The following is a 21,976-nucleotide window of genomic DNA, read 5'->3' as shown; positions in this document are numbered from 1 at the left end:
CGTTCTTGAGTGAGGCCGCCAAGTCCGACGAAACACACCAAAGCGACGTCCGACATGGGGCGCCGAGCCATATGAGGTCCGACGTGGGCTTCCGCCCGAGACAGGGTGGCGGGATCGGCGATGGTGACGTTCCGCAACTCGCTTCGATGGTTGGCACTGTCGAAGGCTTGCAAAGGTGCATGAGCCGGGCAGACTGGTGCATCTGTGTCACAAGTCAATCCCGCTAAACCATCCGGCAACGAATCTCAGGGCAGGAGATGACGTGCTACTTCCTCGGTCCGGTGATGTCCTCCACGTGACGAAAGCGGCGAGCGTCCAATTCGCATCACCGATGCTGTTCCGGGTCATCCGGGTACACGATTGGCCGACGTACGAGGGCTGGGTCTGGCTCGACGGTTACGAGCTCAACTCGGCCGGTGACGCCGTGGAACGCCGCTCCATCTTCGTACAGGTCAACGGCTTGCGTCCGGTCGGCAAGGCCCCGGATCCGCGAGCCCGCAACGCCCGTCAGCCCGCCGCGCGGCCGAGTACGGCTCCCGCTCGATCGGCCCGGGCGCACCGCTAGCCGACCCGGCGACCAGTGACCGGCGCCGATGCTCAGGGCCCGGTGGTGGCGCCCCCGGTCGGCACCGTCGTCGCCGTGGCCGGGCCGTCGGTCCGCTCGGCCGCGACGACGAGGGTGATCCGGGTGTCCGCCGGGACCACCTGGCCCTCGGGCGGATCACTGTCGATCACCGTGCCCGGCTCCGCGTCGCTCGGCCGGAGGATCACCCGATAGCTCAGACCTGACCTGGCCAGCGCGGCCTTCGCGTCGTTCACCGGCATGCCGCGCAGCGCCGGCACGGTCGCCTCGGTCGCCGCCGGCTCGGTGGTCGGCACCGCGCTGAACGTCGGCTCGGTCGTCGCCGCGGTGGTGGGTTCGGTGGTCGCCGCGGTGGTCACGGTCCGAGTGACCGTCTGGGTCGGGGTCGGCTGCGGCGTGTCCACGCCGGCTCGGGAGTTCCGCACGATCAGATAGATGCCGGTGGCGAGCAGGGCGAGCAGCGTCACCCCGACGATGCCGACCACGATCGGCATCCACCAGCGGCCGGTCGCCTCCTCCTCGGGCGCGACGATGCTCCAGTCGCCGTCGGCGTAACCGTTCTCGTCCGGGCCGGGTGGCCGTACCGCGGCGCGACCGGTCCAGGCGGCGTCGTCAGCGCCGCGCGGGTCCGGATCCCAGTCGCCCACCGGCGACATCGGCCGGGTCGAGGCCGCCGCGGCGTCCCCCGATCGGGTGGCACCGGGCGACGGGCCCGGTCCCACCTGGGTGGCGTCGGCGGCGGTCTCGTCCACGGCCGGCATCGGACGTGTCTCGTCCGGGCCCGGCTGGCGCTCGTCCGGCATCGCCGCTCCTTCCGCTCCGTACACCCACACTCGTCGCAGCGTCAAGGTACCGAATCTTGAAGTACCCAGGGGAGACGCACACGCAACGCCATCCTCGCTCTGACCAGGATGGGTATGTCGCGGACATCGGTGGTGGCCAGTACAGTGCGCGCATGGCCGACAAGGGCTGGACAGCACAGACCGCCGCCGCGGCCGGGACAGCCGCGGGCGCCGGTGCGGCACAACTGGGTCTCGGCTACGGCCTGGGCGTCATCGAATGGCCGGCCACCACCGCGGCCGCCGACAGCACCTGGCTCAACAGCCTCGGCTGGGCGACCTGGATCACCGCGAGTGCCACAGTGCTGGGCGCGGTGATCGCCGGCCGGCTCCGCCCCGACCGGCCCGGCCGCTGGCGCCTGCTGTGGCGCCTGGCACTCGCCGCGTCCGCCGGTCTGGGGGCACTGGTCTCGGTGGCGCTGGTCGCCCTGCCGGCCCGATCCGCCGCCCCCGCGCACCACCTGTTCTCCCACTCACCCCAGCTGGTGGCCGTCGGCTACGCACTGATCGGCCTGCTCATCGGCATGGTGGTGGCGTTCTGGGCGGTCTCGTCGGCTCCGGTGGCCGCCAACCTGCTGGGCACCGCCGCCTGGCTCTGGGCCCTGGCCATCGCCGGCGTGGTCGCCGAGCTGACCAGCGGCCGGGACCTGGACACCTACCTGACCAGCTGGCAGTTCACCGAGACCGGCGCGGCCACCACGTACGGCGGGATCTACTGGCCGAGCGCCCTGCTGACGCTCACCGCCGCCTTCCTGATCGGCCTGATCGCGGCCTGGCCGGCCACCCGCCGCGGCGACCGGGGACTGGGCACCGCCACCTCCGGCGCTGTCGGTCCGCTGCTGGTCGCGCTGGCGTTTCTCGCGCTGGCGCCGCTGCTGACCAAGGCGACCGGGCCGCTCCAGTCGGCGTACCTGATCGCGCCCTATGCGGTGCTGGCCGGGCTGGGCGGGTCGGCACTGATCGTGGCACTGGGCGGAACCGGGCGCAGCCGGGCCGGCGCCACCCCGTCGACCAGCCCGCCCGAGCTGGGCCCGGCGCCGGCTGCTCGTCCGGACGACTCGGCGAGCGCGGCCGTCGCGGCCAAGCCCGCCGACCGGGTCGTCCCCAAGCCGGCCCCCGCACCGGAGACGCCGGGCGCCGAGCCGGCGTCGCCCCCGGCGGAGCCCGCCGAGCCGGGCGGGCGTCGCGGCTGGGCGCTCTTCGGGAAACGCCGGGCTGACGAGAGCGTCGCCGCAACGGTCGTCGCCGCTCCGGCACCGCGTAAGCCCCGTCCCAAGAAGGCCGAGCCAGCCGGCGCGGCGTTCGACCCGGAGCTCGCCGCGGCGGCCCGGCCCGCCAAGTCGCCGGCGAAGCGTGCCGCCGCCGGCAAGGACACGACGGCCCGCTCCACCATCACGCCGCCGCCGGCGAACCCGCCGGTCGCCCGGATCAACCCGGAGGACTGACCACCGTCACATCGGCCAGGTGTGCACCGGCTCGTTGAGCCCGTGCAGGTCGAGGTACCGATGCGTCATCTCGCGCAGCGCGGCGGTCCGGGACAACCCCCGGTGCTCCGCCGCGCGGACCGCGGCGGTCTGCCAGGCGGCGCCGTTGCGTCCGCTCCGGCACCGGTCCTCGATGATCCCGAGCAGCCGATCCCGATCGCCCGGGTACACCCCGAACCGGTCGAGCCCGTCGTAGGCCAACGGCAGCAAGGTCTCCAGCACCAGCTCGGCGATGGGGACCTCGCCGAGCCCGGGCCAGCAGACCACCGCGTCCAGCCCGTCCCGGGCGCCGGCCCGGAAGTTGGCGCCGGCCGTGGCGAAGTCGAGCCGGGACCAGATCGGTCGTTCCGCCTCCGCGAGCCGGCGGATGACGCCGAAGTAGAACGCCGCGTTGGCCAGCAGGTCGACGACTGTCGGCCCGGAGGGCAGCACCCGGTTCTCGATCCGCAGGTGCGGCCGGCCGTCCATCACGTCGTAGACCGGCCGGTTCCACCGATAGACCGTGCCGTTGTGCAGGCAGAGCTCGCCGAGGCGCGGTACCTCGCCGGCCGCCCGGACCTGGTCCGGGTCCTCGTCGCTGAGCAGCGGCAGCAGCGGCGGGAAGAACGTGACGTTCTCCTCGTACAGGTCGAAGACCGAGGTGATCCAGCGCTCCCCGAACCACACCCGGGGGCGTACGCCCTGTGCTTTCAGCTCGTCCGGGCGGGTGTCGGTGGCCTGCTCGAACAGCGCGATCCGGGTCTCCGCCCAGAGCCGGCGGCCGTGCAGGAACGGCGAGTTGGCGCCGAGCGCGACCTGGGCCGCCGCCACCGCCTGGGACGCGTTCCAGTAACGGGCGAACCACTCCGGGGCCACCTGCAGATGGAACTGCGCGCTGGTGCAGGCGGCCTCCGGCACTATCGTGCCGCTGGCGCTGCGCAGCCGCTCCACCCCGCGGATGTCGACCGGGAACTGCTCGCCACGGGCGGCCACGATCTCGTCGTTCAACGCCCGGAACCGCTCGTTGTCCGACAGGTTCGCCAGGGTGAGGTGCTCCGGGGTGAGCGTCGGGAGCATGCCGATCAGGAGGAGGCGACTGTCTGCCTTGCCGGCGCGCTCCCCAGCCGTACGCAAGGCCTCTGAAATGTCTTTTTCGAACGCGCCGAAGCCTTCCGCCGCGATCTGTCGCGGGGGGACGTTCAACTCGATGTTGAACCGTCCCAGTTCCGCCTGGAACCGGGAATCGCCCAGGTCGGCCAGCAGTTCGGCGTTACGCATCACCGGCGAGGCATCCGCGTCGACCAGGTTGATCTCGATCTCCAATCCGGTCATGCCGGTCCCGGGATCGAACACATCGGTGTCCAGCAGGCCGCCCAGCACGTCGAGGCAGCGGCGCACCTTGTGCCGATACCGGATCCGATCCTCGGGCGAGAAGATGGCGTGTGCCAGATCTGTGCCCATATGCCCTCCCATGACGGTCGGGGACGAAACGGACCTCGGTCACCACGCTGTGAACGAGCGGATACGTTCGGTCCACCTTCCCATCCCCGGGCGCCTACCGCCAGACGAACCGAGGCGCCGCCCGGAGAACCGGACGGCGCCTCGACTGTGGAGGGTGCGGAGGGCTCAGCCCTGCTGCAGGATCGCCTCGCCCTCGATCTCGATCTTGACCTTCTTGCCGATCATGACGCCGCCGGTCTCCAGGGCCATGTTGTAGGTCAGCCCCCAGTCCTCGCGGTCGATCTCGGTGGTGGCGCTGAAGCCGAAGAGGTGCTGCCCGTACGGGCTGGTGGTGGCACCCTCGAACTCGACGACCAGCTCGACCGGCTTGGTCACGCCCTTGATGGTGAGCTCACCGTCGAGCACGAACTCGGCACCGGCGTGCGACTTCACCCCGGTGCTCCGGTACTCCATCGTCGGGAACTTCTCGGCCTCGAAGAAGTCGCCGGTACGCAGGTGGTTGTCCCGGTCGACCTGGCCGGTCTCGACGCTGGCGGTCTTGATCGAGGCGACGACCGAGGACTCCAGCGGGTTCTCGGCGACGGTGATGGTGGCGCTCGCCTCGGCGAACTGGCCGCGAACCTTGCTGACCATGAGGTGCTTGACGACGAAGCCGACCCGCTTGTGCGCCGCGTCCAGCTCGTAGGTGCCGGCGGCCGGGAACTGCAGACCTTCGAACTCACGGGTGGTGACGGTCATGACTGGTCCTTCTCTCGAACTCTCGGACGGTGCGGGATGCTTGTCTGACGGAGCAACTATATGCTCAGCAATATTCCCTCTGTCAAGTGCCTGTTATCGTGGTACGGGTGAACACCGATCTGGACGACCCTCGCCTCACCGCGGTCGGCCTGCTGGCCGAGGCGTACACGGGTCTGATGAACCGCCTCGCCGCCCAATTCGAGCAGCACCGCCTCTCCACCGTCGAGTTCGAGGTGCTGATGCGCCTCGCCCGCTCGCCCGGCCACCGCCTGCGGATGACCGACCTGGCCGGGCAGACCACGCTCTCCACCAGCGGCGTCACCCGCGTCGTGGACCGCATGGAGCGCGACGGCGTGGTCCGCCGGGAGGCCTGCCCGAGCGACCGACGCAGCTCCTATGCCGTGATCACCGACGCCGGGCAGGAGCGGCTCGGCCAGGTCCTGCCAGGGCACCTGGAGCTGGTGCAGAAGTGGTATGTCGGCCTGCTGCCGCCGGACCGGCTCGACGATCTGCTCGGCTCGCTCCGGACGATTCGGGACGCGGTGAACCCGTGCGCCACTGCGGGGAGTGCAGAAACGGTCACGCAGGCCTGACATCGGCACTGATGACCGGCAGAACCACCGGCAGAACGAGCGAATCTTTTCGGTGGTGTGCACGGCCCGGCTACTGTGGCGGCCCAGGGGGATGCGGCGCGATCGGGGCGACATGCGGGGCTTGTGGGGGAGCCTCGTTCTCGCCGCGTATGGGCGCGGCGTCAGCAGCGACCGGCGTCGCGTGGGGGGCACGATTCACGCCGGTTAGCGCACGTCGCGCCCTGCCCCCGTTAGGACGCTCTCAGAAGACCGCCTGGACGCCCGGGATGGGCCGCTCGGCCAGCAGGCGAGTATGCCGTTTCCGGGCATCCGCCAGCTCGCCCTCGGCCGCCGCCCGCTCGGCGGCGAACTCCCGCACCGCCGACGGCAGCCGGAAGTGCACCACCTGGTTGTCGCTCACGCTGAGCAGGCCCAGGGCCACCAGGCGGTCCAGCAGATGCACCACGTCCGCGGTGCCCAGCAGCACCTCGGCGAGATCCCGCGACCAGCGGTGCCGGAAGACCGCGAGCTGGCGCAGGGCCCACTGTTCGGTGGGCGCCAGCGCCCGATAGGTTTCGGCCACCACGGCGTCCAACGAGACCGCCGGCGACCGCGGTGGCTCGGCGGACGCGGCATAGCGCTCCAGGATCTCCGGCACGGTGAGCACCCGGCCGCGAGCCGCGGCCAGCTCGATCGCCAGCGGCAAGCCACCCAGCCGGCGAACCAGTGCCGCCAGCGGCCCGATCTCGTGCGGTGCCAGGCGGGTGCGCCGCACCCGGCCCAGCCGTTCCAGGAAGAGACCCACAGCGGGGTACACCATCAGCTCCCCGGCCGTGTCCACCGACAGGCTCACCGGCGGCGTGGCCAGCGGCGCCACCGGCCACACCCGTTCCTCGGGCAGCCCGGCCGGCTCCCGCCCGGTGACCAGGAACCGCAACCGTGGCACCTGCTCCAGCAACTCGGCCAGCGCCGCGCCGACCGCCAGCGGGGCTCGGTCCACCGCGTCCACCAGGATCAGCGCCGGCCGCCCGTCCAGATAGCCGGGCAGGTCCCGCGGCCCGGGCGCGCCGAACTCGGCGGCCACGGCGCTCAGCAACTCCCCGGCGGCGATCTCGTCGGCCACCGCGACCCCGGCCACCCCGCCCGGGTACGCCTCGCTCAGCCGGTGGGCGACCACCACGGCGAGGCTGGTCTTGCCCACCCCGGCCACCCCGGCCAGGGTCACCCCGCGCGGCCCGTCGCCGTCGGTCAGCCGGGCGACCAGCTCGGCGATGTCGGCGTCCCGGCCGATCAGCTCGTCGAGCGGCGCCGGCGGCAGCGTGGCAGCCGGCCGGCCGCGCGCCGCGGACAGGAACGCCTCCAGATCGGAACCGGTCAGCCCGAGCGCACGGGCGAGCAGCTCGACGGTCGTCCGCTGGGGCCGGGAGGAACGGCCGCGCTCCAGGTCGCGCACCGTGCGCACGCCGATCGCGGCACGGCCGGCCAACTCCTCCTGAGTCAGGCCGGCCCGCCGCCGATGGGCACGCAGCACGGCGCCGAACCCGGACCACTGATCGGACGCCATGCTGCGAAAATAGGCACCACAATCGATCGGGGTGAACCCGAAAGCCCGGTTTGTCGGGAAGTGGACTACGGGGTTTGCGACTCGCGGCGGCTACAGGCCCAGACCGCGGGCGATCAGCATCCGCTGCACCTCCGAGGTGCCCTCGCCGACCTCGAGGATCTTGGCATCCCGGTAGAAACGACCGACCGCCGACTCGTTCATGAAGCCGTAGCCGCCGTGCACCTGGGTGGCGTACCGGCTGTTCTCCATGGCGGCGTTGCTGGCGTTCAGCTTGGCGATCGCGGCGTACCGCTTGAAGTCCTCGCCGGCCAGCATCCGGGCGGCGGCGTCGTAGTAGCCGAGCCGGGCCACGTGCGCGCGCAGGTCCATGTCCGCGATCAGGAACTGCACGGCCTGGTTGTCACCGATCGGGCGGCCGAAGGCGGTGCGCTGCTTCGCGTACGCCACCGACTCGTCGACACAGCCCTGGGCCAGGCCGACGGAGAGGGCGGCGATCGCGATCCGGCCCTCGTCGAGGATCCGCAGGAACTGGGCGAACCCGCGGCCGCGCTCGCCGAGCAGATTGTCAGCCGGCACCCGGACGTCGTCGAAGGCCAGCTCGTGGGTGTCCGAGGCACACCAGCCGACCTTGGAGTAGCCGGGCGCGACGGTGAAGCCCGGGGTGCCGGACGGCACGATGATCGTCGAAAGCTCGTGGCTGCCGTCCGGGTTCGTCCCGGTCACCGCCATCACCGTGACCAGCACCGTGATGTCGGTGCCGGAGTTGGTGATGAACGCCTTGGAGCCGTTGATCACCCACTCGTTCGTCGACTCGTCGAGCACCGCGCGGGTCTTGATGCCGGCCGCGTCCGACCCGGAGCCCGGCTCGGTGAGACCGAACGCGCCCAGGGCCTCGCCACTGGTCAGCTGAGGCAGCCACTGCTTGCGCTGGGCGTCGGTGCCGAACCGGAAGATCGGCATGGCGCCGAGCGAGACCGCGGCCTCCAGCGTGATCGCCACCGAACTGTCCACTCTGGCCAGCTCTTCGAGGGCGATGCAGAGGGCGAAGTAGTCACCGCCCATGCCGCCGAACTGCTCCGGGAAGGGCAGGCCGAAGAGGCCCATGGCGCCCATCTGGCGGACCAGATCGTACGGAAAAGTCTTGTTCTCATAATGCTCGGCGATCACCGGAGCCATCTGCTCGCGGGCGAAGCGCCGGACGTTGTCGCGCAGCTCTGCCAAGTCGGCGTCGAGCCGGAAATCCACCATTGCCGATCACCTGTCTTCTAGACCGGAGTGACGCCGTGACGACGGCGGGAGAACGCGCGATCCTTGCCGCGCGCGGCGGCGAACCGCCGGATCAGCTCACCGCGCAGGTCGCCGGGCTCCACCACGGCGTCCACGACCAGCTCGCTGGCCAGCCGCATGATGTCGATGTCGCGCTCGTACTCGGCGCGGCGCTCGGCGACGAAGGCGGCCCGCTCGTCCGGGTCCTCGATCGCCGCGATCTTGTTGGCGTAGACCGCGTTCACCGCGGCCTCGGCGCCCATCACCGCGATCTTCGCGGTGGGCAGCGCGATGGTGGCGTCCGGCTCGAACCCGGGACCGGCCATCGCGTAGAGCCCGGCGCCGTACGCCTTGCGCACCACCACGCAGACCTTCGGCACCGTGGCCTCGGAGATCGCGGTGATCATCTTGGCGCCGTGCCGGATGATGCCCTGTTTCTCCACCGCCGAGCCGACCATGAAGCCGGGCACGTCGGTCAGGAACAGCAGCGGGATGTTGAAGGCGTCGCAGAGCTGCACGAACCGGCTCGCCTTGTCGGCCGAGTCGACGAAGAGCACGCCGCCCTTGAACATCGAGTTGTTGCCGAGGACGCCGACCACCTCGCCGTCGAGCCGGGCGAAACCGACGGTCAACTCGCGGGCCCACAGCGCCTGGATCTCGAAGAAGGAGCCCTCGTCGACCAGGCCCTTGATGTACTTGCGCATGTCGAACGCCTGCCGCTCGCTGGCCGGGACCAGCACGCCGAGGTCGGCTCCGGACGCTGCCACGGCGGACCGGGCGGGCGGGCGCTGCGTCCAGTTCTGCGGCACATAGGACAGATAGGTGCGGACGACGTCGAGCGCGTCCTGCTCGGTCTTGCAGAGGAAGTGGCCGACACCCGACTCGGCGCAGTGCACCCGGGCCCCGCCCATCGCCTCGAGCGTGGTCTTCTCCCCGGTGACCATCTCGACCATGCGGTCGGAGCCGAGGTACATGCTGGCGTTGCCCTCGACCATGGCGACCACGTCGCAGAAGGCCGGGATGTAGGCGCCGCCGGCGGCGGACGGGCCGAACAGCGCGCAGATCTGCGGGATCGAGCCGGAGGCCCGGACCTGCGTGTGGAAGATCTTGCCGGCGCCGCGGCGACCGGGGAAGAGGTCGACCTGGTCGGTGATCCGCGCGCCGGCCGAGTCGACCAGGTAGATCATCGGAACGCCGGTCTGGTACGCCCGCTCGATGACGCGGACGATCTTCTCCACCGTCCGGGCGCCCCACGAGCCGGCCTTGACCGTGGAGTCGTTGGCCATCACGCAGACGTCGCGCCCGTCGATCCGGGCGACTCCGGTGATCACCCCATCGGCGGGCAGTCCGTCGGCCAGACTGTTGGCGTAGAGGCCGTCCTCGACGAACGAACCCTCGTCGGCCAGCAGTGCGATCCGCTCCCGGGCGAAGAGCTTGCCCTTCGCCGCGTTCGCCGCGTGGTACCGCTCCGCGCCACCGGCCAGCACCCGCTTGCGGACCTGCGCCAGCGCGTCACCGTCCATCGACTCTCCCCCGCTCGGGTCGCCAACTTTAACGATCGTTAGGTTATCCCAGAACGTGGACGAACGGCAACGGGAGCCCCCGCGGATCGCGAGGGCTCCCGTCGTGGTGGTGCCGAAGATCAGCGCAGGGTGTTGAGCAGGTCCAGGCCACCCAGGCTGCCGGTCAGGCTGTTGACCGCGGTGCTCTCGACCGACTTGCGGCCGCCGGTCTTGTCGCCGTACTTGTCCGGGCTGACGTCGCCGTAGCCCTTGTTGTCGTCCTTGACGTCGGCCGGGGCCTCGTCGTTGTCGTAGCCGTTGTCGTCGCCCTTGACGTCGCCGTAGCCGTTGTCGTCGTTCACGGCCGGGGCCTCGCCGTTGTAGCCGTGGTCGCCGCGCACGTCGCCGGTGTCGTCGTCGTCGCACTTCTTGGTGCAGTCGTCGCCGTCGTAGCCGTCGTCGCCCTGGACGTCGCCACCCTGGTCACCCTTGTGCCCGTGGTGCGGCTTCTTCACCCAGATCCGGTCGTCGCTGCCACCGATCCGGTTCACGCAGAACGCCTGGGAGCTGGACGTGCCGAGCAGGCCGCTCAGCGAGTTGCCGCAGGCGTTGATCGGGGCGATGACCGGCGCGGCGTACTGCGAGCCGTTGAGGAACCCGATGTTGCCGAAGCTGCTCTGGTTGACGCCGTTGTCCCAGCCACCGCCGGTGTGCACGACCCGGCGCTGCCCCTCGACCCGGAAGGTCCGGCCGCTGTCGCCGCCGACGAAGTTGCCGCAGACGCCGCGCGCCTGGGAGACCCCGAAGAACGAGGTCGCGTTGCCGCACTGGTTGATCGGGATGGTGATCGGCACGGCGATCTGGGTGCCGTTCAGGAAACCGACGTTGCCACCGGTGGCCTGGTTGATCCCGTCGTTCCAGCCGCCACCGGCGACCCGGCTGTGCTCCTGGACGTGGTTCACGCCGCTGCCGCTCGCGTCGCTGATGCCGAACAGGCTGTCGGCGTTGCCGTTCTGGTTGATCGGCACGGTGACCGGCACGGCGATCTGGGTGCCGTTCAGGAAACCGACGTTGCCGGCCGAACGCTGGGTGATGTCGTTGCCGCCACGCGAGTGCTGGCCGCCCTCGACGACCCGGTTGACCCCGGCGCCGGTGGCCCGGGAGATGCCGCCGAGCGCGATGGCGTTGCCGTTCATGTTGATCGGCGCGGTGATCGGGGCGGCGAACTGGGTGCCGTTGAGGGCGCCGAGGTTGCTGGAGGAGAACTGCGTGACGCCGTCCTGGCCGGCCGCCGACGGCGCGAACCCGGCCTGGGCCGCGGCGGGCGCCATGAGCAGAGCGCCGGCAGCCATGATCCCGACGCTCAGCGTCTTACGAACCCACGTCTTCTTCATGAGGAAAGAGATGCCTTTCAAAAATGGTCAGCAAGGATTTTCCGCTTATTCAATTGGCTGTTCCGGAACTGGATTCTGGGCGCAGCGGTGCCCTGGCTCGTATTTATCCGGCCCTGACTCCGCTCGTCGACGTGCGCCCATAGCGGTGTGGTTTCTCAGGACGCCGTGCGATTCGCCGCTTGTACGCAAACGGTTCGGGAATCGCCGGTCCTGGTGCGACGGCCGCTCAATGAACGCCGTCGGGGACCATCACTAGTCAGGTGAGACGGTCGGCGCCTCGGCGTCGTTGCGCCGGGCGTCGACATCGGGTGCGATCGGGCAGCGGTGGCAGGCCACCGGGCCGTTCGCGATCCCGGACGGGAGAACGGCCGACGAGCCGGTCTCCGAGGAACCTCCCGAGCCGCTACCGGCCGGGATACCGCTGACTGCCCCGAGGTTCGTCCGCGCGGGCGCGGGTCCGTCACCGCCGGGCACGTCCTCCCGGAGCCTCTCCGGCGCAACCGGCCGGGCGACCGGGGCATGCCGATGGAGATGCGATCGGGAGTGGGCCTTGAGACGCCGGACCGGTGTCACGCCGGCCCGGTTCCGCGTGGCCCGGGTGCTCCCACTCGCCTTGTCCCCGCCCGCCCTGATCGCCCGCTTCGCGGCGGGCCGGGCGGGCTGGGCCGTGGATTCAGCCTCGCGCACCTCGGCGGCGGGCTGCTTCTCGTCGTCCGCGTCCTCGCTGCTGGTACGCAGCGGAGCGGCCGCCGGCGGCAGCGCCTCGTCGAGGGGCTCCCCTGCCGAGGAGTCGTACGGCGGGATCTCGGGTGCGGACTCCAGCGGCTGGACGGCCGCCTTCAGGAGTTCGCCGACCACGGATTCGGTGCCGGTCGCCCGCGACACGTCCCGCGTCACGGCCTCGAAGTCCGTCACGGCCGCGAACTCCGTCACGGCTCCGGACTCCGTCGCGGCTCCGAGCCAGGTGCCGGTGATCGGCTCGGGCTCGGGGCCGGCGGCGTGCGCGGCGGCACCGGTGAGCAGCCAGGCCGCTCCGGCCAGGCCACCGACGACGAGTGCTCGCAGGACCCACCGGGAACCGGCACGTCCGGCGCGGCGCTCCGACCGCCGCTCCGCCCCCTGGCTGTGGGGCGGCATGAGCGAGGAGCTGCCGGGGGTGGCCGGCACGGAGCGGGACGCCGTGCGCGGCGTGCGCTCGACCCTCCAGCCCGCCATCGGATCCACCCCTCGTCGTCGGCCGCATGACTGCCCGACCTCTATTGGTGAGATCAGGCGATATCGGCCACTCGGTATTGGTAACGACGTGAGCGAGCGGAAAGTCACGCGAGCAAATCAGAAAAATGATCGCGGGAATCGGATCGGAAAATCACACCAGACGGGTACGCGGCCCGGCTCGCAGAACACCCGACGGAAGGGGACGCCCGACCAGACGTTCGGCCAGTTCGGCGGCCTCGATCAACCGATCGAGGTCGATGCCGGTGTCGAAGCCCATGTCGTGCAGCATGTGCACGACCTCCTCGGTGGCGACGTTGCCGGACGCCCCGGGGGCGTACGGGCAGCCGCCCAGCCCGCCGGCGCTCGCGTCGAACTCGACCACCCCGAGCTCCAGGGCGGTGACGATGTTGGCCAGTCCGGTACCACGGGTGTTGTGGAAGTGCAGGAGGTCCGGGCGTACCTCGGAAAGCAGGTCGCGGACCCGGCGCGGGGTCGCCATCCCGGTGGTGTCGCCGAACGCGATCCGGTCCGCGCCGTCGGCGCGCACCCGCGAGACGATGCCGGCCACCCGTTCGGGCGCGATGTCACCCTCGTAGGGGCAGCCGAAGCTCGTCGCGACGATCACCTCGAGGGTTCCGCCGGCGTCGTGCACCAGCGGGATCAGCCCGGCGATGTCGTCGAGCGACTCGTCGGTGGAGCGGTTGAGGTTGCGCCGGTTGTGGGTGTCGCTGGCCGAGACCACCACCTCGATCTCCCGGAACCCGGCGGCCAAGGCGCGCTGCGCGCCCCTGGTGTTCGGGATCAGCGCGGAGTACCTGACGCCCGGCTCACGGGTGATCCGCGACCAGACCTCGTCGGCGTCGGCCATCTGCGGGATGGCCTTGGGGTGCACGAAGGAGACCGCCTCGATCCTCCGCACGCCGGTCCGGCCGAGCGCGTCGATCAGCTCGACCTTGCCGTCGGTGGGGACCGGGTCCTCGTTCTGCAGGCCGTCGCGGGGCGCGACCTCGCGAATACTGATGAAGGTCATCACTTCACCCCGTTCCGCATCCGGCTGATGATCGCGGTGTCGTAGTCGCCGGAGAGGAACTCCTCGTTCTCCAGCAGCTCGGCGAAGAACGGCAGGTTGTTCTTCGGGCCGGCGATCTCGAATCCGGCGACCGCGGCGCGGGCCTTGGCCAGCGCGTCCGCACGATCGGTACCGGTGACGATCAGTTTCGCCATCAGCGAGTCGTAGGACGGGGTGACCGTGTTGCCCGAGGTGTAGCCGGAGTCGACACGGGCGCCCGCCGGCTCGACCCAGGTGGTGATCTTGCCGGGGCCGGGAAGGAAGCGCTTCGGGTCCTCCGCGTTGATCCGCAGCTCGATGGCGTGCCCGGCCGTGTCCGGGTTCACCGTCACGTCCTCGCCGCTGGCGATCCGCAGCTGCAGCTCCACCAGGTCGATGCCGTGGATCAGCTCGGTGATCGGGTGCTCGACCTGCAGCCGGGTGTTCATCTCCAGGAAGAAGAACTCGCCGGTGGCCGGGTCGAGCAGACACTCCACAGTGCCCGCGTTGCGGTAGCCGACCGCCTCACCGGCCTTGACCGCGGCCTGCAACATCCGCTCCCGCAGCTCCGGGCCGACCGCTGGGGACGGCGCCTCCTCGACCAGCTTCTGGTTGCGGCGCTGCACCGAGCACTCCCGCTCGGACAGCGCGATCACCCGCCCGTCGGCCAGGCCGAGGATCTGCACCTCGACGTGGCGTACCCGGGGGAAGTAGCGCTCCAGCAGCACCGATCCGTCACCGAACATCCGCTCGGCGAACGCCTGCACCTTGCCGAGCTCGGTGCGCAGGGCCGCCTCGTCGGTCGCGACACCCATGCCCATCCCGCCGCCGCCGGCAGCGGCCTTGACCATCACCGGGTAGCCGATCGTCTCGGCCGCCGCGATCGCGGCGTCGGCGTCGGCGACCGGTTCGGCGGTGCCGGGCGCGACCGGCACGCCGGCCGCGGCCATCAGATTGCGAGCATTGATCTTGTCGCCCATCGCGGTGATCGCGTCGGCGCCGGGTCCGACCCACACCAGACCGCTTGATGCGACGGTACGCGCGAAGGCCGCGTTCTCACTCAGGAAGCCGTACCCCGGGTGGATCGCCTCGGCCTTGCGCTCCTTGGCGGCCGCCAGGATCGCGTCGGCGTTGCGGTAGCTCTGCGCCGGGTTGGCCGGCCCGATGCACACGGCCTCGTCGGCCTCCGCGACGAACGGGAGGTCGGCGTCGGCCTCGGAATACACCGCGATCGTGCGGATACCCAGACGGTTGGCGGTGCGGATGATCCGGCGGGCGATCTCGCCCCGGTTCGCGACGAGCAACGACTCGATCATGAGGCTCCCCTGTATGTCGGCATGCCGGCACGCCCGGTGGGACGACCGGTGTTCCGTGGCCGCCGCGAACCGGTGGGCCCGCGGAGGCCTGTTGTCCTATTTGTACGTCTTATCGCCCGGTCAGGGCGTGCATGGTGGCATCGCGCAGCAGGTCGGCCCGCCGGCGCCGGTCCACCTCGCCACCCAGGAACGGCGTCGAGTTCATCAAGCCGAACGCGGCGTGCGCCAGCACCCGGGCCTCGGCCGCCTCCAGCTCCGGGCGCAGCAGGGTCAGCACGCCGACCCACTCCTCCACGTAGAGCCGCTGCAGGCGGCGGATCTGCCGGCGCGGCTCGTCCGGCAGCCGGTCCAGCTCGTGCAGGTGCAGGGCGATCACCGCGGGGTTGGCCAGCGCGAAGTCGACGTGGAAGTCGATCAGGTCGGCGAGCGCCGCCTCGGCCTCGGAGGGATGCCGGGCGACCCGCTCGCGGCCACCCTCCAGCAGGCTCTCGCTGACCGGGATCAGCGCGGCGACCAGCATCGCCTCCTTGCCGGCGAAGTGGTGATACAGCGCCGGACCGGTGACGCCGGCCGCCGATCCGATGTCGTCCATCGACACACCGTGATAGCCGCGGGCCGCGAACAGGCCCACGGCGATCTCGAGAATCTCATCGCGGCGCGACCGCCGCCGAGGCGCCGGTGGGGTCGTCCGGTGCCGCTGATCTACCGTCGTCACCTCGCTACCTTAACGCGTCGTCAAGCCTCTACTTAACGGTCGTTCAGCCCGTCGATGGCCTTCCGGGTGTCGGCGTACACGTCCGGATGCCGCGCCTCCGGCGCCAACGCGTCCAGCAGCGCCAGCGCCTCGACCGGATGGCCCGATTTCAGCAACGCCTCGGCGCGCATGTTGGTCACCCGATCGGCGTCCTCCGTCGCACCGATCGTGCGCAGACGTTCCGGGGCGCCCTCCAGGTGCGGCAGCGCCTCCGCCCAGCGGCCACGACGCATCAGCAGGTTGCCCACCTCGAAGGCGAAGACGCCGCGGCCCCACTGCACACCGGGCTCGCCGGCCAGTTCCGCGGGGAGTTCGGCATATTTCCGGGTGACTTCCGCGATCAGCAGTTCGGCCTCGTCCACCTGGTCGGCGTAGTTCAGCGCCATCAGCCGGCGGCGCAGCACCCGCAGCTCGCCGGCGAGATCGCCGGCCTCGCGCAGCGCCTCGGCCGCCGCCTGGAAGGTCAGCGCCGCCTCGGCGTCCCGATCGACCTTGTAGAGCAGCTGCCCGGCGTCCTCACCGACCTGGCCGCGACCGTGCGGGTTGTCGGCCAGCACCTCGATCAGCTCGCGGTACAACTCCAGCGCCCGGCCACTGTCGCCAAGATCACGGTAGATGCCGGCCAGCATGAACCGGGTGTCGTTGAGCGGCTCGGCGAAGCCGAGTCGCTCGAACCCGCGCACCGCCTCCTCGGCCACCTCGGCCGCCTCCGGCAAGCGACCGGCCTGCAGGTACGCCTGGGCCAGATCCTGCCGGGCAAACGCTCCCGGCTGCTCCGCCTCCTGCTCGGCGCAGATCGCGACCGCCTCGACGAAGTCGTCGATCGCCTCCTCCGCCCGGTCGAGTGCCATCAGCGCCCGGCCGCGCAGGGCGTGCCCGACCATCTCGGCACCGGGCACCCCGGTGGTCAGCGACTCGGTCATCGCCTCGAGCACCTCGGCCGGCTCCTCGGCGACCTGCCCGAAGACGGTGGCCGCCTCGGCGCTGATCCGGGCCGGCCCGTGCTCGCGGTAGAACGCCCAGGCCTGCCGGGCCGCCTCGCGCGCCTCGTCGTGCCGGTGCGCGGCGCCGCGGTTCCGCGCCCGCATCAGCGCGTGATAGGCCACCCGGCGGGGCCGGCCCCACTCGGCCGCGTACTGGTCGGCCCGGTCGCCGGCCTCGTTCGCCTCGTCCAGGCTGTCCGCCATGAAGTACATGGTGGACAGTCGCAGCCAGGCGTTCGCCCGGTCGCGCGCGTCGCCGTGCTGCTCCTGGTACGCGACGTCGGCCCGAACCAGTGCCACGTCCTCCGCCGGGTCGCCGCGCTCGGCCCGGGCCCGCTCCATCGCGATCCGGGCGCGCAGGGCACTCACCTTGCCGCCCGCACCAGCCTGCGCGAACGCGACGACGGCCCGCTCCCAGGCGGCGATCGTGCCGTCGTGGTCGTCAGCGGGAAGCAGCACGCCGCGGAAGGTCCAGAGCCGGCCGGCGAGCAGCGGATCGCCGGGCTCCGGGAAGCGTTCCGCGTACGCCGCCAGCACCGCGCCGAACTCGTCGTGCTCGTCCTCGTCGAGGTGTTTCTCGGCGAGATCCAGAAGCTCGGTCTCGGTCAGCCCGTCCGGGACCACCGGCTTGACATCCACGATGGACGGTGTCGCCGGCCGCGGCGCCCGGCGGGCCGTCGGGGCCAGCGGCAGCTCGATCCCGTACGGCTCCGCCGCCATCGTCTCGGCAATCACCTCGCTCTGGTGGGCGGTGCCGTTCCGGGCGTCGAACCGGGCGGCCAGCTCGGTGGCGTAACCGGTCAGCTCGTCGGCGAGCGCGGCGGCGGTGGTGTCCGGGCGGCCGCTGCGGCGGATCGGCGAGTCGCCGTGGCCCAGCGCCACCAGGCGGCGCAGCAGCGCGACACAGGAGGCCGCGAAGTTCATCCCGGCGGCCGGCGACGGCGCCCGGTCCAACCAGTCGATGTGCCGCTGCACGATCTCCAGGCCACGCGCCTCGTTACCGGTGCGGGCGCAGAACAGGATGTGGTCGCCGATCCCCCACAGGTCGGCCAGGTTGCTCCGCTCCACCAGGTAGGAGCGACGGTGCGCGTCGGCGGCCTCGGCCGGCCGGCCGGAACGCAGGTAGGACACCATCAGCTCGCTGAGGATGGTCTGCGGCTGCTCGGTGCAGGACAGATCGCCGGCCAGCACCGGGCCGGCCAGTTCCACGGCCTCGGTGTACCGCCCGCGGGCGTTGAGGTGGGTGACCAGCGTGGTGGGGTCGCACCCGGCACAGTCGGAGAGCGAGGTGCGGGGTGCGGCCCGCCATTTCTCGAACCAGTCGTCAGCCTCCGCGTCGGCGCCGATGTGCCGGGCCACCAGGTACCGGTGTTTGTACACCGGCTGCATGCCGTGGCCGCCCTCGCGGTAGCGCCGCTCCATGTCGTCGAGCACCGCGTAGGTCCGCGCCAGCGGGATCTCGGGGAACTTGGTGAGCGCGCTGACCATGGTCTTGAACTGCCAGAACAGGTTGTGCGTCCAGCGCTCGTGGTACGGCTGCGGGTTGCGGTCGAAGTCGCCAACGCACCAGGAGAAGGTGGCGAACGCCTTCACCGACTCGCCGCCGTAGACGTACGCCGTGGTGGCGAACAGCCGGGTGTAGAACGCCAGCGCCGGGTCACCGGCCCCGTCGGCGTGCCGCAGCACCTGCTCGACCAGGGCGATCTGCGCCGACCCGTACGGCAGGTGGTGCGCCTCCTCCAGGACGCCCCAGAGCTCCTCGGCAGTCTTCATCGGGTCTCCTCCTCGGGGACGGCCCGGTCCAGCAGGCCCAGGAACGACGTGGTGAGCAGGGCCGCGTCGGCCGGCCGGATCGGGTGGTGGCCGAGCAGCAGGGCCTGCCCGTACAGCGACTCGACGGCCAGCGCGGCCAGCTCGGCGTCACCGAGCGCGGCGACCCGGCGGATCAGCGGGTTGCGATGGTTGAGCACCAGCTGGGGGCGGTCGCTCGGCACCGACTGGGCCAGCGCGTCGAGCACCCCGCCCCACAGGTCGTCGGCCTGGTCGCGGCTGGCGGTGAACTCCTCGTGGAAGGCAGCGGATCGGCTCACCAGGTAGAGCGCCGGCAGGGTGACCGGGTCGAAGGCGCGGACCACCACCTCGCAGCCGAGTTTGTCCAGGCGGCGCTGGGCGGCCGCGAGGAACGGGCGCAGCCGCAGCTCGGCCTCCGCGTCGACGGCGGTGAACCGGGTGGTCAGGTCGGTCGGGTCGAGCCGCTCGGCGCGGACCTCCGGGTCGGTGGCGGCCAGGCGCTCGATCAGGTCGGCGTCGTAGACGTAACCTCCGTTGATCAAGCCGACGTCCTGGGCGGCGGCGACCGCGGCGAGCTGCCGGAACTCGTCGGCGGTGGCGGCGTAGCGCAGCACGCCGAAGCGGGACCGGAACTCGGCGAGGGTCAGCTCGCCCACGTTCGTCTGCATCGGGTACCACTGCTCGACCAGGCGCAGCATCTCGTCGTCGTGCAGGGCCAGCGCCTTCACGCCGAGGTGGTGGATCTGCAGGAACTGGGCGAGCCGGCGCGGGTCGGCAGCGGAGAGCCGGACCAGCCAGCCGCGCAGCTGATCGGCGATCGCGTCGCGGGTCTCGGCCAGCATGCCGTCGTCGTAGAGCGCCTCGCGGCTCGCTGTCGGGCGCAGCTCGGTGCTGTCCACCACGCAGCGGGCGAAGAACGCCCAGTCCGGCAGCAGGCCCTCGACGCTCTCCGAGAGCAGCATGCGCTTGAGGTAGACCCGGTGGCCGCCGCGGCTTGCCGGGTTGACCGGGGTGGGCAGCACGAACGCCGCGCCGGACAGGCCGGCACCGGGCACGTTCAGCTCGATCACGTCGAAGGGCCGGAAACCCAGGACCTTTTCCGCGTACGCGTTCCGCTCGCCGGCCGGCAGCGCCCACGGCACCGTGCCGGTGGTGATCCGGCGCCCGTCGACGCTCACCTCGACCGGCAGCAGCGAGCCGTAGAGCTCGGCCAGCTCGGTGACTGTCGCGCTGGTCAGGTAGTGCTCGGCGCCGCGACGCGGCAGCAGGGTGACAGTGGTCCCGGGCTCGCGCTCGTCACCCGGTCGCACGTCATAACGCCCGTCGGAATAGCCGGTCCACAGCACCGGGGTGGCACCGTCGCGCCGGGTGTGCACGCGGATCTCGTCGGCCACCAGGAAGCAGGAGAGCAGGCCGATGCCGAACTGGCCGAGGAACTCGTGCCGGGCGAAGCCAAGCTCGTCGCGTTTCGAGCTGCGGCCGATGGTGGCCAGCAGCTCGTGCACCTGCGCCTCGGTGAGTCCGATGCCGTTGTCAGTGATCCGCAGGGCGGCGCCGGTGGTGATCTCGACGCGGCCCGCGTGATCCGGCCCGACCGCGGTGATCGCATCGACGGCGTTCTGCAACAGCTCGCGGACGTAGACGCGGGGGCTCGCGTAGAGGTGGTGGCTGAGCAGGTCGACGATGCCCCGTAGATCGACCTGGAACGTGTTGCTCACGGCGTCGCACGGTACCGGGTCCGTCCGACAAAAACTGGACCTTTTCGGGGCGGCCTCGCGGGCCGCCCCGAAAGATCAGCTCAGCCCGCCGGGCTCCGCGCCCTTCGCGATCGGAGCACGGACCAGGTTGCCCCACTCCGTCCAGGAACCGTCGTAGTTGCGCACCTGCGGGTAGCCCAGCAGGTGGTGCAGGACGAACCAGGTGTGGCTGGACCGCTCGCCGATCCGGCAGTACGCGATGATGTCGTCCGCCGTCTCCAGGCCCAGCTCGTCCCGGTAGATCTTGATCAGCTCGTCGTGCGCCTTGAACGTGCCGTCGTCGTTGGCCGCGGACTTCCACGGCTTGCTCACCGCGCCCGGGATGTGCCCGCCCCGCAGCGCGCCCTCCTGCGGGTACGCCGCCATGTGCGTCAGCTCGCCGGTGTACTCCTGCGGCGAGCGCACGTCGACCAGCGGCCGCCCGCTGGCGATGTGCCCCATCACCTGGTCACGGAACGCCCGGATCTCCGCGTCGTTGCGCACCGGCACCGGGTACTCCGCCGGGGCGCGGGTGGTCTTCTCCCGGGTCACCGGGCGCCCCTCGGCCACCCACTTCTGCCGGCCGCCGTCGAGCAGCCGCACGTCACGATGTCCGAAAAGACTGAAGACCCACAGGGCGTACGCCGCCCACCAGTTGAAATTGTCGCCGTAGAACACGATCGTGTCGTCGCGGCCGATGCCCTTGGCCGCACACATCGCGGCGAACGCGGCGGGGTCCAGGTAGTCCCGGCTGACCTGGTCGTTCAGCTCCAGGTGCCAGTCCACCTTGACGGCGCCCGGGATGTGCCCGGTGTCGTAGAGCAGCACGTCCTCGTCCGACTCGACGACCACCAGGCCGGGAGTGTCCAGGTTCGCGGCGAGCCACTCGGTGGTGACCAGTTTGTCGGGATGCGCATAGGCCTGCAGCGCCTGCGCCGGATCGTTCGGTACGGACATAGCTGTCACGCTAGCCCTCCTCAGTCGTTGACCGGGGCCAGGATCGGGCGCTTCGCCGTGATCAGGTCCCCCGACGAACGGCCCCGCAGGTGCCGTCCCACCCAGGGCGCCAGGTGCTCACGGGCCCAGCGCAGATCGGCGCTCACCGCCAGCCGCCACGGCGTGGGCTGCGGCGCCGGCGGCACCAGCATCCAGTCCTCCTCGACCCCGACGCCGAGCGCGGTCAGCACGTGCCCGGCGACCCGCCGGTGCCCGGCCGCGGACAGGTGCAGCCGGTCGTCGCTCCACATCTCGCGATGCAGGAAGGCGTCGTCGGCGAAGAGGTCGATCAGGTGTGCCCCGTGCCGCTCGGCGATCTCCTGGAACCCGTCGTTGAGAACCGCGGCGCGGGTGCCGATCATCCGCTGCCCGCCGGGAATGTGCACGGCGACGTCGGCGAACCGGAACATGATCACGTCAGCGCCGGTGGCCCGGATCCGGGCGATCACCGGGTCGATCCGCTCGACCAGCGCGCGTGGGTCGACCCGGGGCCGCAGGATGTCGTTGCCCCCGGCCGCGAAGCTCACCAGGTCGGGCCGCATCTCCAGGGTCGGTTCGAGCTGCTCGGCGATCACCTGGTCCAGGAGCCGGCCGCGGATCGCCAGATTGGCATATCCGAAGTCGGGTCCGGAGTCGACAGCGAGGCGGGTGGCGACCAGGTCGGCCCACCCCCGGTAGGTCCCGTCCGGATACTCGTCACACATGCCCTCGGTGAAGCTGTCACCCATCGCCACGAAGCTGCGCCAGGCCATTCC

Annotated in this window: 18 protein-coding genes; 3 read left to right on the top strand and 15 right to left on the bottom strand. The window is 71.2% G+C overall.

Going from position 1 to position 21,976, the window contains the following annotated elements:
* Window positions 1–262 precede the first annotated feature (262 nt).
* Window positions 263–565, top strand: coding sequence for a hypothetical protein (locus tag Actob_RS00190; protein ID WP_284917872.1), 303 nt, complete (start codon window positions 263–265; stop codon window positions 563–565).
* A 32-nt stretch (window positions 566–597) separates the two neighbouring features.
* Here Actob_RS00190 and Actob_RS00185 read toward each other — a convergent pair whose 3' ends face one another.
* Window positions 598–1,386, bottom strand: coding sequence for a Stk1 family PASTA domain-containing Ser/Thr kinase (locus Actob_RS00185; RefSeq protein WP_284917871.1), 789 nt, complete (start codon window positions 1,384–1,386; stop codon window positions 598–600).
* A gap of 152 nt (window positions 1,387–1,538) precedes the next feature.
* Between Actob_RS00185 and Actob_RS00180 the strand changes: the two genes are divergently transcribed.
* Complete coding sequence (locus Actob_RS00180) at window positions 1,539–2,867, top strand: Hansenula MRAKII killer toxin-resistant protein 1 (RefSeq protein WP_284917870.1); 1,329 nt, start codon at window positions 1,539–1,541, stop codon at window positions 2,865–2,867.
* Window positions 2,868–2,873: 6 nt separating this feature from the next.
* Here Actob_RS00180 and Actob_RS00175 read toward each other — a convergent pair whose 3' ends face one another.
* Both Actob_RS00175 and Actob_RS00170 read right to left on the bottom strand, forming a co-directional pair.
* Window positions 2,874–4,346 (bottom strand): glutamate--cysteine ligase family protein, encoded by a 1,473-nt coding sequence (locus Actob_RS00175; protein ID WP_284917869.1) that lies wholly within the window; start codon window positions 4,344–4,346, stop codon window positions 2,874–2,876.
* A gap of 165 nt (window positions 4,347–4,511) precedes the next feature.
* Window positions 4,512–5,084, bottom strand: coding sequence for a YceI family protein (locus tag Actob_RS00170; protein ID WP_284917868.1), 573 nt, complete (start codon window positions 5,082–5,084; stop codon window positions 4,512–4,514).
* 107 nt (window positions 5,085–5,191) lie between these two features.
* On the opposite strand from Actob_RS00170, the gene Actob_RS00165 reads away from it, so the two are divergent.
* The gene (locus Actob_RS00165) at window positions 5,192–5,677 is read left to right on the top strand and encodes a MarR family winged helix-turn-helix transcriptional regulator (protein WP_284917867.1); all 486 of its coding nucleotides are present in this window, start codon (window positions 5,192–5,194) and stop codon (window positions 5,675–5,677) included.
* 241 nt (window positions 5,678–5,918) lie between these two features.
* Here Actob_RS00165 and Actob_RS00160 read toward each other — a convergent pair whose 3' ends face one another.
* The 12 genes from Actob_RS00160 to Actob_RS00105 all read right to left on the bottom strand — a co-directional run bounded on the left by Actob_RS00160 (window position 5,919) and on the right by Actob_RS00105 (window position 21,973).
* A complete protein-coding gene (locus Actob_RS00160; RefSeq protein ID WP_284917866.1) occupies window positions 5,919–7,220 on the bottom strand; it encodes an ATP-binding protein in 1,302 nt (433 codons plus the stop codon).
* Window positions 7,221–7,310: 90 nt separating this feature from the next.
* Entirely contained in the window at window positions 7,311–8,465 is a 1,155-nt protein-coding gene (locus Actob_RS00155; RefSeq protein WP_284922541.1) for an acyl-CoA dehydrogenase family protein, read from the bottom strand.
* A gap of 20 nt (window positions 8,466–8,485) precedes the next feature.
* Complete coding sequence (locus tag Actob_RS00150) at window positions 8,486–10,009, bottom strand: acyl-CoA carboxylase subunit beta (protein WP_284917865.1); 1,524 nt, start codon at window positions 10,007–10,009, stop codon at window positions 8,486–8,488.
* A gap of 119 nt (window positions 10,010–10,128) precedes the next feature.
* Window positions 10,129–11,382: a hypothetical protein gene (locus Actob_RS00145; RefSeq protein WP_284917864.1), complete on the bottom strand. Its 1,254-nt coding sequence runs from the start codon at window positions 11,380–11,382 to the stop codon at window positions 10,129–10,131.
* A 252-nt stretch (window positions 11,383–11,634) separates the two neighbouring features.
* Entirely contained in the window at window positions 11,635–12,597 is a 963-nt protein-coding gene (locus Actob_RS00140) for a hypothetical protein (RefSeq protein ID WP_284917863.1), read from the bottom strand.
* Window positions 12,598–12,748: 151 nt separating this feature from the next.
* A complete protein-coding gene (locus Actob_RS00135; RefSeq protein ID WP_284917862.1) occupies window positions 12,749–13,630 on the bottom strand; it encodes a hydroxymethylglutaryl-CoA lyase in 882 nt (293 codons plus the stop codon).
* Window positions 13,627–14,961: an acetyl-CoA carboxylase biotin carboxylase subunit gene (locus tag Actob_RS00130; protein WP_284917861.1), complete on the bottom strand. Its 1,335-nt coding sequence runs from the start codon at window positions 14,959–14,961 to the stop codon at window positions 13,627–13,629. Before Actob_RS00130 ends, Actob_RS00135 begins: the two co-directional genes overlap by 4 nt.
* A 109-nt stretch (window positions 14,962–15,070) precedes the next feature.
* Window positions 15,071–15,676, bottom strand: coding sequence for a TetR/AcrR family transcriptional regulator (locus Actob_RS00125; RefSeq protein ID WP_284917860.1), 606 nt, complete (start codon window positions 15,674–15,676; stop codon window positions 15,071–15,073).
* Window positions 15,677–15,708: 32 nt separating this feature from the next.
* A complete protein-coding gene (locus Actob_RS00120; protein ID WP_284917859.1) occupies window positions 15,709–18,471 on the bottom strand; it encodes a tetratricopeptide repeat protein in 2,763 nt (920 codons plus the stop codon).
* A complete protein-coding gene (locus Actob_RS00115) occupies window positions 18,468–20,207 on the bottom strand; it encodes an HSP90 family protein (RefSeq protein WP_284917858.1) in 1,740 nt (579 codons plus the stop codon). The genes Actob_RS00120 and Actob_RS00115 overlap by 4 nt, the downstream gene beginning before the upstream one ends.
* A 75-nt stretch (window positions 20,208–20,282) precedes the next feature.
* Window positions 20,283–21,182: a sulfurtransferase gene (locus Actob_RS00110; protein ID WP_284917857.1), complete on the bottom strand. Its 900-nt coding sequence runs from the start codon at window positions 21,180–21,182 to the stop codon at window positions 20,283–20,285.
* 20 nt (window positions 21,183–21,202) lie between these two features.
* Complete coding sequence (locus Actob_RS00105; protein ID WP_284917856.1) at window positions 21,203–21,973, bottom strand: SGNH/GDSL hydrolase family protein; 771 nt, start codon at window positions 21,971–21,973, stop codon at window positions 21,203–21,205.
* Between the last annotated feature and the right edge of the window lie 3 nt (window positions 21,974–21,976).

The sequence above is a fragment of the Actinoplanes oblitus genome, from assembly GCF_030252345.1.
In the GTDB taxonomy this organism is placed as follows: domain Bacteria; phylum Actinomycetota; class Actinomycetes; order Mycobacteriales; family Micromonosporaceae; genus Actinoplanes; species Actinoplanes oblitus.
Note: the sequence above shows the minus strand (reverse complement) of the source record. Positions and strands in the feature narration are given on the sequence as shown.